9 protein-coding genes are annotated in these 10,294 nt (G+C 49.5%); 1 reads left to right on the top strand and 8 read right to left on the bottom strand.

The genetic code is table 11. The features are described from left to right. Nucleotides 1-584 precede the first annotated feature (584 nt). On the top strand, nt 585-830 hold the full coding sequence (locus AC1DUA_RS09095; RefSeq protein ID WP_477499426.1) for a hypothetical protein: 246 nt from the start codon (nt 585-587) through the stop codon (nt 828-830). 458 nt (nt 831-1,288) lie between these two features. Here AC1DUA_RS09095 and dgoD read toward each other — a convergent pair whose 3' ends face one another. The 8 genes from dgoD to AC1DUA_RS09055 form a co-directional block, all read right to left on the bottom strand. Continuing rightward, a complete protein-coding gene (gene dgoD, locus AC1DUA_RS09090; RefSeq protein ID WP_477499425.1) occupies nt 1,289-2,437 on the bottom strand; it encodes a galactonate dehydratase in 1,149 nt (382 codons plus the stop codon). A 32-nt stretch (nt 2,438-2,469) separates the two neighbouring features. Then, complete coding sequence (locus AC1DUA_RS09085; RefSeq protein WP_477499424.1) at nt 2,470-3,102, bottom strand: bifunctional 4-hydroxy-2-oxoglutarate aldolase/2-dehydro-3-deoxy-phosphogluconate aldolase; 633 nt, start codon at nt 3,100-3,102, stop codon at nt 2,470-2,472. A gap of 17 nt (nt 3,103-3,119) precedes the next feature. Further along, a complete protein-coding gene (locus AC1DUA_RS09080) occupies nt 3,120-4,736 on the bottom strand; it encodes a response regulator (RefSeq protein ID WP_477499423.1) in 1,617 nt (538 codons plus the stop codon). Next, the gene (locus AC1DUA_RS09075) at nt 4,733-6,493 is read right to left on the bottom strand and encodes a sensor histidine kinase (protein ID WP_477499422.1); all 1,761 of its coding nucleotides are present in this window, start codon (nt 6,491-6,493) and stop codon (nt 4,733-4,735) included. The genes AC1DUA_RS09080 and AC1DUA_RS09075 overlap by 4 nt, the downstream gene beginning before the upstream one ends. Nucleotides 6,494-6,580: 87 nt before the next feature. Beyond that, nucleotides 6,581-7,396: a carbohydrate ABC transporter permease gene (locus AC1DUA_RS09070; RefSeq protein ID WP_477499421.1), complete on the bottom strand. Its 816-nt coding sequence runs from the start codon at nt 7,394-7,396 to the stop codon at nt 6,581-6,583. Beyond that, on the bottom strand, nt 7,393-8,277 hold the full coding sequence (locus AC1DUA_RS09065) for a carbohydrate ABC transporter permease (RefSeq protein WP_477499420.1): 885 nt from the start codon (nt 8,275-8,277) through the stop codon (nt 7,393-7,395). The genes AC1DUA_RS09070 and AC1DUA_RS09065 overlap by 4 nt, the downstream gene beginning before the upstream one ends. 109 nt (nt 8,278-8,386) lie before the next feature. Continuing rightward, entirely contained in the window at nt 8,387-9,736 is a 1,350-nt protein-coding gene (locus tag AC1DUA_RS09060) for an ABC transporter substrate-binding protein (protein WP_477499419.1), read from the bottom strand. A 277-nt stretch (nt 9,737-10,013) separates the two neighbouring features. Continuing rightward, nucleotides 10,014-10,154, bottom strand: a complete 141-nt coding sequence (locus AC1DUA_RS09055; protein ID WP_477499418.1) for a hypothetical protein — start codon at nt 10,152-10,154, stop codon at nt 10,014-10,016. Between the last annotated feature and the right edge of the window lie 140 nt (nt 10,155-10,294).

Below are 10,294 nucleotides of genomic sequence, written 5' to 3'. Positions count from 1 at the left end.
TGTTTGTTCCTGAACATATTTTACTGCTTCTTTTTTAAAATCTTCGTTATATCGTTGGCGTTGCTCTCCCATTGGCGGACACCCCCCTATTCGTTAAGTCTATTATTGGGGTCACTTAACGGATGTGTCCACTTCTTATTCTAGCCGCAGAGGAGCCGTTATTGGCTATGAAAATGCCAAAAACAGTGGCAAAATTCATAGATAGCGCCTCCTCGGTCCGATAGCACTGCCAAATCAGCCGGATTCAGCAGAATAACGGCTGCTGAGTCCGTAGCGGGCACAGCGGCTGACGGCTGGGCAGCTATTGGCGGTGGGTTGCATGGGGAGCTGGTAGTCGAGCGGTTATTGGTGTGCTGCACATGGTGTACATGCGGGTCTGGTGGACGAGTGGCTGTTGATGGGATTCATGGCACTTTAACTAGTTGGCTACTTTAGGCGGTATTCATGTTACTACGGCAGCTAGCTTGCCTCCTAATTCTAGCTGCAACGAGCATCAACTGTCGGAGCTAACGGACTGAGGTGACGCTATTTGCTACTTTTGAAGTAGATTTAGCATCTAACGGACACAGGAGCCGTTATTGGCTATGAGAATGCCAAAAGCAGCGGCAAAATTCAAGATAGCGCCTCCTCAGTCCGATAGCACTGCAAAACCAGCCAAATTCAGTAGAATAACGGCTGCTGAGTCCGTAGTGGGCACAGAGGCTGACGGCTGGGCAGCTATTGGCGGTGGGTTGCATGGGGAGCAGGTGGTCGAGCGGTTGGCGTGCTGCACATGGAGTAAATTGTGTCTGGTGGACGAATGGCTGTTGATGGGATTCATGGCACTTTAACTAGTTAGCTACTTTAGGCAGTATTCATGTTACTACGGCAGCTAGCTTACCTCCTACGAGCACCAACTGTCGGAGCTAACGGACTGAGGTGACGCTATTTGCTGCTTTTGGAGTAGATTTAGCATGTAACGGACACAGGAGCCGCTATTGGCTATGAAAATGCCAAAAACAGTGGCAAAATTCATAGATAGCGCCTCCTCAGTCCGATAGCACTGCAAGACCAGCCGGATTCAGCAGAATAACGGCTGCTGAGTCCGTAACGGGCATAGCGGCTGACGGCAGGGCAGCTATTGGGGAAGGGCTGCATCCGGGCTACATGGGAGCTGCCGAACGAGCGATTGCTGATGTGACTCACGGCACTTTAACTTGCCCTCGTCGTACAAGAAAAAAGCTGCCCCTCCAGTCCTTACGGACCTTCGGGAACAGCCCTATAACCTTAACTTTTCACGAGTGAGACCCTACCACTCAGCCACTGTACCATCCGCTTGGCGCCAAACGGGATTTTTCCAGTTGTGCCTGATAGCCGCCATTTCACGAACCTTGTCCTCGTTGATCTCGATGCCGAGGCCCGGAGCGGTTAGATTTTTGACGAAGCCGTCTTCATATTTGAACACCGCCGGATCCTTCAAATAATCGAGCAGGTCGCTGCCCTGATTGTAGTGGATACCCAAGCTTTGCTCCTGAATGAAAGCGTTCGGGGAGCAAGTGTCCAGCTGCAAGCAGGATGCCAGAGCGATAGGACCCAGCGGGCAATGCGGCGCAACCGCAACGTCGTAGGCTTCTGCCATCGCGGCGATCTTGCGGGTTTCCAGAATGCCTCCGGCGTGGGAGAGATCAGGCTGGATAATGTCCACATAGCCTTGCGCCAACAGATCTTTGAAGCCCCAGCGTGTGTACATGCGTTCGCCGGTTGCAATCGGGCAAGAGGTGTGGCGCGCGATCTCTTTAAGCGCTTCATTATTTTCCGGCAAAACGGGCTCTTCAATGAACATCGGACGGTACGGCTCCAGTTCTTTGACGAGGATTTTGGCCATAGACTTATGGATGCGCCCGTGGAAGTCGATGCCGATGCCAACATCGCGGCCAACGGCTTCACGGACAGCGGCAATACGAGCGATAGCCTCGTCCACTTTGCTGAGCGAGTCGATGTAATGCATTTCCTCCGTGGCATTCATCTTCACGGCAGTAAACCCTGCGGCCACCTGCTGTTTGGCCGCCAGCCCGACGTCGCTCGGACGGTCGCCGCCGATCCATGAATAAACGCGAGTGCGCTCACGGCACGCACCGCCTAGCAAATCATAAATAGGGGCATTGTAGAATTTCCCCTTAATGTCCCAAAGCGCCTGCTCGATCCCGGAGATCGCGCTTGTCAGGATAGGCCCACCGCGATAGAAACCGCCGCGGTACAGCACTTGAAACATGTCTTCGATCCGCATCGGATCTTTGCCGATGATTTGCTCGCTCATTTCCATAACTGCGGCTGCGACTGTATCCGCTTTCCCCTCTACGATTGGCTCGCCCCATCCTGTAATGCCTTCATCGGTTTCGATTTTCAAAAACAACCATCTTGGCGGCACCTTAAACAGTTCTAACTTCGTAATCTTCATGGTAAAATTCCTCTCCCATAACCTAGAATGTCTTACTGGTCTACTGCCGCCATGAGCTGCTCGGCATATCTTGTAATCGCTTTATAATTCTCTCTTTGAATTTCGCTAAGCGAAACCAAACTTCCTCCTACACCGACGGAAAAAGCGCCTGCTTCGAGATAAGCAGCAGCATTGTCCTTCGTGATCCCGCCAACAGCGAGGAGGTTCACCTCGTTCAGCGGACCTTTTATCTCTTTCAGATAAGTAGGTCCTACACTGGAGCAAGGGAATAGTTTCACAGTCGATGCGCCGAAGTTCATAGCCTGCACAATTTCAGTCGGGGTAAGGGCTCCCGGAATCGGAAGCACGTCATTAGCCAAAGCTTTCTCAATCATGCCCTGATCCACATTCGGGGAAATCAGGAACTGTGCGCCGGCCCGAATCGCTTCTTCCGCATAAGCGGTGTTCAGCACGGTTCCGGCACCAATGACCATGCGGCCGTCATATGTTGTACGCATCATCTGGATGATCTGCAGCGCATTTGGCGTATTCATTGTCACTTCTGCCAGTTCAATGCCTCCAGCGGCAAGCGCCTCAAACAGAGGCTGCGCCTGAGCGGGCTCAATGCCGCGAATGATGGCAATGACCTTCGATTTCTTCAACTGCTGCAAAACTCCCGACGACATACCGTACATCCTCCTTTTTATGAATATTGATCGCGATACTCCTGTGGGGTCATGCCGTAATGCTTTTTGAAGGCATGGTTGAAGGAGTGGGGACGTTGGTACCCGAGCTGCGTAGCGATTTCATATATTTTATCGTGACCGTTTTTCAGCAAATAGGCGGCTCGATCCATCCGGACACGGTTGACATAATCGCTGAGGTTTTCGCCGGTTTCGAGTTTATAAATTTTAGACACGTACACCGGGTGCAAAAAGACATGATCGGCAATGGATTGCAGCGAAACATCGCTAGCTAGATGCTGATCGATAAAAGACCTGATATCATTAATCAAGGTGACCCTGCTGTCCTTCCGCTCCTGATCCATGTCTGCCCTCATCCGATGCAAGGAACGAATCGTCCATTCACGGAGCTGGTTGACCGTGCGAAAGGGGATGCCTTCGGTCATCCGGTCATAATCACCGCCAATGAGCTGGTGCAGAGGCCGGCCATTTTTGTGAGCAATATAGGCAAAAGCAGACGCTACAGAGAAGTAAACCTCCAGCAAATGCTCCTGAGATTCGGAGAATTTGGCTTCCATTTCGTCGAAAATCAGGGTCAGCTTATCCTCTGTATCCTCCCAACGGGCGGCTTCCAGAAGATGATTAAGCGTCGGTGGTTCATACAACCTTTGGAGCGCTGAGAGCTCGGGTYGGACGGATTCGTCTCCGAGTCGTATCAATAGCTCATGTTCACTGCCAATTTGCTTGCGAAAAGCGCTCAAAGAAGCGTTATACAGGGTTGTAATTTCGCTAGGAAATTGCCCCCAACTGCTCAGCAGAATGGAGATTTTCCCCTTTAAGTAGTTTTTTACAGCCGATTGCAGCACAGAGGCGGTTCGTTCGAGCCAGGAGGAGTCCTCTTGATCCGCGGCCAACGGCTTCTTTTTCATCACAAAAATCAAATAATCATGCGCATCTTTCGTGTGCCAGCTATCGAATTTCTCCGCGAACAATTCCTCGACCATGTTGCTGATGGCATACTCCATAAGGGATAAGCGGCTCATATCATACTCCAGAAAATCCGACTCAAGCCGAATCATCAGCAGCACACAGGGATGTTCGTGGAAATCCGGAAGCTCCAGCATCTGCATTTTGTCCCGCAGGGATTGCTCGGTGAGCTTGCGCCCCTGAAGAAGGTCGCTCAGCAAATTGCCGCGCAGCAGAGGGAGATTTTCCTTGACCGTATAGCTAAGACGCTGCTTAGAGAAAACTTCCTGCCACTCGTGCTGAAGCTTCTGCATGACCCGCCCGACAGCAGCTAGCAGATCCTGCTCGGTAACAGGTTTTAGCAAGTAATCTTCAGTTCCTTGAAGAATGGCTTCCTTGGCATAGTTGAAATCGGAGTAACCCGATAAGAGAATGCATTTTGTTTTCTGCCACCTGCGGTTGATTTCCGCAATGAGCTGCAAGCCGGATATCCCCGGCATCTGAATATCAGTTAGGACAATGTCGATGGAGAATTGCTCCAGCAGCTCCAACGCTTCTTTGCCTGAGTAGGCTTTGAACACCTGTTCGATCCCAACGGATGCCCAGTTAATGGTGGCATGTAGCCGATCTACAACATGAGCTTCGTCATCGACGATCAAAAGTTGAATCATCGTTTGCTCTCCCCGCTAGCTTCTGGAAGGTTCATCTGCGCACTGCGCTTCCAAGTTAACACAGCCTTCAAGCCCCCTTGTTCACCAGGATAAAAAGTAAGCCCTGATCCTTCTCCGAACTGGTAAAACAGCCGGTGGTGGACATTCCAAGTGCCGCAGCCAATATCATCCGACATCGGTGAATGCAGCTGTTCCAGCAGCCGAGCTAGTCCCGCCTCGTTAAGTCCTGCGCCGTTATCTTCAACAATGACGCGGTTCCAATTCTCATCCTGCTCACCGGTGATGGTGATGCGATCGCCTTCCACGCTGCGCTCAATGCCATGGAGAATGGCGTTCTCGACCAATGGCTGAAGGATCAGCCGTGGAACCCATTCTTCCAGCATATTCGCGGGAACAGAGATATCATAGTTCAGACGATGGATGCGCAGCTGCTGAATATTCAGGTAGTGGCCGACCAAGTCGAGCTCGTCTGCCAGCTTAACGGCCTGCTTTTCAACCCTGGTCGTATAGCGGTAGAATTCGGCCAAATTTTGCGCCATAGCCACGACAGACTCTTTGTCCTCCATCTCCGCCGAATTGATAATGAAAAACAAGGAGTTATAAAGAAAGTGCGGATGAATCTGTGATTGCAGCTGCTTCAAGGTCGCCTCTCGGGAACGGATTTTCTCCGCATATACATCTTCGACCAGCACTTGAATTTGTTCTGCCATTTCATTGAAACGCTGAATGAGGAAATCAAATTCATTTTTGGCTTTGTAATGGATACGGGCAGATAAATCGCCGCGCTTCACCTTTTGCACACTTTGCATCATTTTGCCAATTGGTATTTGCACGTTCCGGTACAGCATGAAAGAAGCCAAAACACTCATAACGAGCAGAAGTCCAATGGTGATATAGAACAATTTGCGCGTCATGGTAATGGGTGAGAGTATTTTCTCAACAGGCACATAATCCACTAAAAACCAACCTAGCTGCGTAGATTTCACATAGCTAATCAAATACTGCTGGCGATCGATCGCGAACTGGACTTGGCCGGAGGTGGGAAGATCCACATCAAGGGCAAGCTGCGCTCTAATGGCATTCGTGATCTGCTGGTTAGAGGAGCTGTTGACAATCAAAGCGTTCTTACCGTCCACCAAAAAAGGATCACTACGTTTGTCCTGCTTGTACACGTCCATTAGATTCACCATGTTTTGGACGCTGAATCTTACCTGATAGAGCACATTGGCTTGATCCACCGTCTGTGCGCGTATCGGCTCGCTAATTTCCCGGATGAAAGACCCTACGCCTTTGTCTCCTTCGCGAACCTCATACGTCCAAGTGCGCTGAATAGCTCGATGCCAAGGCCATGCATCGGTGCCGTTGACGAAAATACTGGAGGAAAGCACCTGCTTCCCCTTGGGAATAGCCACCGTGAGTTCATTGACCCAGCCGCTTGAGACGCTTTGCAAACTAAGTTTTTGAATCATTCGCGACTGTTCTTTCAGCACATCATAGCCCGGTGAATCGCTCCGGTTAATGTATTCCCTCATATAAGGATCGCTCCCGAGAATGACGGGGGACATAGCAAGCCGCTCCACATCCGCATCAAGCTGATGCATGAAGAAGGAGAGCTGATTTAGATTGGAAGACTGGATCTGATCCTGTACAACATTGTTAGTAATCCGGTTCGTATAGCTGTACAGCAGTACGATAGGAATGAGCAGTAAGATCAACATGATTAAGATTTTGCTAAAAATATTAAGTTTATAGGGCATGCCAATCACCTTCCGGGTCATCTAAGCGTTATAACTTAGAGTATACGCCTACGAGAGAAGTCCTCCAAATGAATGGACCCTTCAGGATTAACCTTTAACAGCACCTGCGGAAAGTCCGCTGACCACATAGCGCTGTGAAACTAAGGCGATGATTAGCACCGGAAGCGTAATGATGCAAGCTGCAGCCATAAGAGCTCCCCAGTTGATTTCGGAATAAGACATGAAGTTGAAAACGGCGATCGGCAGCGTCTTCGTTTTGTCCCCAGCTAAGATGACAGAGAACATGAAATTGTTCCACGAGAAAATAAATGAAAGCAGGGATGCCGTGATGACGCCAGGCCCGGAGATCGGCAGAATAATCCGCAAGAAAACCTGATGATGCGTACAGCCGTCAATAAGGCCGGATTCCTCAATTTCGGTCGGCAGAGCCTCGAAGAAGGAAATCATAATCCAGATAATAAAGGGCAGACCAACGAGCATATGGCTCAAAATGAGGGCAGTATACGTGTCCACCAAGTGGATTTTGGAAAATAAAATGAACCAAGGGATCAGGAACGTAATGCCTGGGATGATTCTTGCGACTAGAATGAGAAGCCCAAGCTTGTGAAGGTGATGCCTTGCAATCGCATAGGCTGCCGGAAGGCCTAAGATAAGGGACAGCAGCGTCGAACCGAAAGCAACGAGGAAGCTGTTCCAGATGAATCTTATGAAGTCGTATTCCTTGAACACACTGACATAGTTATGAAAAGTTGGTTTGAAAATAAACATTTGGCCCGTCGACAGAATTTGCGACTGTGTTTTGAAGGAGGCGAGCAGCATCCAGACAAACGGGAATGCAAAAACGATGAGCACAATGAAGGTAAGTAGGGTTTGCAGGAATCGTGAACCTCTTTTTTTCTTCATGAAGTGGCTCCCTCCATTCGTTTGCGCATCCAAATCATAAATAACGTAAGCCCCATCACCAATGCGAAGAAAATGACAAGCAAGGACGATGCCATACCGAGTTTAAAGTATTGAAAGCCGAGTACATAGCCGTAAAGATTCAGCGTCTCCGAAGCGAAGTTCGGTCCGCCTTGAGTTGTTGCGTAGATAATATCAAATGTTTTCAAAACATCGATTAAACGGAGCATAGCTGCCACGATAATCGTTGGTCTTAAAAGTGGAAGCGTGATGGAAACGAACTTTCTCCATGTGCTTGCACCGTCCACGTCAGCGGCTTCATAAGGGTCTGTTGGCAGCGTTGCCAATCCGGCCATAATGATGAGCGCAATCATCGGCGTCCATTCCCAGACATCTACGATGACCAGAGACGGAATGACCTGATTGGGAGAAGCCAGCCATAACAGTGGTTCGAGCCCTATCGATTTGAGCATCATGTTGGCAACGCCGATTGTTGGCTCGTAAATCAGCATCCAGACCAAGCCCATGGCAACGGGTGTTGCGACCATTGGAAGCAGGAAAACCGTCTTAACGAGGTTCTTCCCACGAAACTCCCTGGAGAGGAGTAAGGCGATAGCAATGCCAAGGATAACCTCCAAAGCGAGTGCGGCAAAGGTAAAATAAAATGTCGAGCCTGCTGCATGCCAGAAACGCTCGTCTTTTAATAAAGCTGTGTAGTTGGATAATCCCACCCAAAGGGGAGGCGTCGTAGCGGACATGCTCCATTCGTAGAAGCTGATGCGGACCGTGTAGATGATTGGAAACAGCATCATCAGCAGGACGAAGATGACGGCCGGAAGGGTATAAATCCATTTTAAGTTGCGGTTAAACCAGCTGTATTGCACCTGAAGTCACCCTTTCTGATGAATGTAATTAGGAAGGAGCTGTGTGAAAGGAACAGTATGAAAGGAAAAAGGGCCATCAGATGACCCTTTTCACCCCCCAAACACCTATTTATCTCGTTTTATCTTTATCGATAATGGTTTGCAGCGCTTGATTAGCTTTATCTGCAACGGGTTGGATGTTGGTTTCGCCAGACATCACTTTTTGCACGATTTCACCAACCGCATCACGTGCTTCACCTACACTAATAACCGTCGGACGGTCGTGGTCAACACCTGTTTTGGCGCTTTCCTTGATGATTGGAACCAATTCGGCAGGGAATCCGGTCGTGCCTTCTGGCTTATCCCATACCGAAGCGCGGGCGCCAGGGTTGCCTTTTTGCTGTGTTTTCAACACAACATCTTTGCTTGTTGCCCATTGGATGAAGGCCCAAGTCGCATCTTTATTGCCGGATTTGGCATTCATGGCAAGTCCCCAAGAAGTGATGCTGTAAGGCTTGGAACCTGCTTTGCCGCCAGGGAATACAGCGAATCCGACTTGGTCTGCTACTTTGGACTTGGCAGGATCTGTCGCGTTCTGGTACAAGGAGTTGGCATCCGTTAAGAAAGCAACCTTTCCTTGTGCGAAAATACCAAAGGCCTGCGGCCAGGACATGTTAAGCACACCTGGAGGTGCGTAATCTTTAAGCAGCGTGCCGTACGTCGTAAAAGCTTTGATCGCTTCAGGCGTATTGATGCTGGCTTTCTCGGCTGTCGTGAAGTCCGCGCCTTCCGAGTACAGGAAGGATGACACCTGCGTGACAAGCGGAGAGCGTTGGCCCCTTGCGACGAATCCATACATCTCGTTTTTCGGATCGTGCAGTTTTTTCACCGCAGCATTAAGCTCATCTAACGTTTTCGGTACAGCGATGCCTGCCTTTTGCAGCAAGTCTTTGCGATAGTATAGAATCTCTTGCTCCGTAATAATCGGAATGCCCGCTAACTTCGACTCAACCGTCGTGGAGCCGATGGCTGATTTGGAGAAATCGTTGAAATCGTAATCCTTCGCTTTTTGCGCGTATTCATCCAAAGGATTAACCCAACCGTTTTTGTAGAAAAGCTTACCCTCCTGGAGCGGGCGGTACATGAAAACGTCAGGCGTTGCGGAGCCAGATGTGAACTGAACCGTCAGCTTTTGCGTGAGCTGATCCTCGAAAAAGCTTTCGACATTCACCTTAATGCCTGTTTCCTTCTCAAAATCCGGCAGCAGAGGCTTAATGGCATCTGCCCAAGGGTGGTTGGCCGTTACGAGCGAGATTGTTTTGCCTGCGTATGGCTTTGCGTTAGCGGTTGCAGCAGCGCCAGCGCTTGGCTGAGTAGATGGCTGTGCCGTGTTCGCTGTGCTTCCGCAGCCTGCTAATACCGTTGCCGCCATAACAGCTGTGGTGCCAACGCCGATCCATTGTTTGAATGATTTTTTCATCTAATATGTGACCTCCCATGTACTTAGAAATGACTGTGTTTACATCTCTAAGAGTACCTGAATCCTGTAGGGTGTTGATATAACTAAGATTTAAGATGCATAACTACGGCTGAAGGTAATTCGTGTTAGGGGTAGGGTGCCCGAATTTGATTTTCCAAAATCATCCTGCGATCAAACCGCGCGGAATAACGGTGGATTCTTCATCTACTGCTGCTAACGCGCCTAAATGGAGCACAACCTGGAACACAACTTGGAACGGGGCATCTGAGTAGATAGGTTACTTGTAATTAACGCCGATTACTGCTGCTACTTTCCGCTGCTGATCGACTATTTTGCATTTAGCTCCAGTTTCTGTTGTTAATATCTGCACATCGAGCAGATTTCGGGTAGCTACCGCTGATTTAGATGTAGTTTCCACCGTTAATCTGCTTCCTGCGACCAAACAGCGCGGAATAACGGTAGATTTTCCATCTAYTGCTGCTAACGCGCCTAAATGGAGCGCAACCTGGAACACAACTTGGAACGGGGCATCTGAGTAGATAGGTTACTTGTAATTAA

The organism is Paenibacillus sp. 01T422, assembly GCF_056398785.1.
Note: the sequence above shows the minus strand (reverse complement) of the source record. Positions and strands in the feature narration are given on the sequence as shown.